Source organism: Vibrio sp. 2130-1 (assembly GCF_033339515.1).
On the sequence record NZ_JAWOUT010000712.1, the window covers coordinates 1 to 521 of the forward strand.

A 521-nucleotide genomic window follows, 5' to 3' on the forward strand; every position below is an offset into this window, starting at 1 on the left:
ATCGAGCAGTAACCGGCAACTTGTGCGCTGCTGAACTTCAGTGAGAAACTCCCACTCGCTGATCGTCGAGTGTTGAAACTTCACATAGCTCGATGGGTTCTCAATTAAGATTTCGCGTTGCAGATAATCCTGAACTTCAAGCACATTGCGAGTAAAAACGTTCAGTGCTTCTTCGGTGTATGGTAGGGGAAGCAAGTCGTTAAAATAATGCCCACCATTTTCACTCCAGCTCAAATGGTCAGAGACAAACATCGGGTCAATGGCATCAATCAACGCTTTCAGTTGAGCGAGGTGTACTTGGCTAACGCGTTCAACAGAGCCTAACGATAAACCAATTCCGTGGCAGCTGATCTGGTATTGCTCTCGCAAAGTGTGTAGATATTTTCGTTCGGCTGCATTGGGTTGAAAGTAGTTCTCGCTGTGAACTTCTAACCAAGACAGTTCTGGGCGTTGTTGCTGAAAAAAGTCCAAATGAGGAGTCCGTAAACCAACGCCAACAAGAGGGTGAAAATCGTAGTGTT

General features: G+C 45.9%; 1 protein-coding gene. It reads right to left on the minus strand.

Going from position 1 to position 521, the window contains the following annotated elements; genetic code table 11:
• Positions 1-521 (minus strand): DUF692 family multinuclear iron-containing protein (locus R7Q09_RS28280; protein ID WP_318144225.1); only part of this gene is annotated, 521 nt, incomplete at both ends.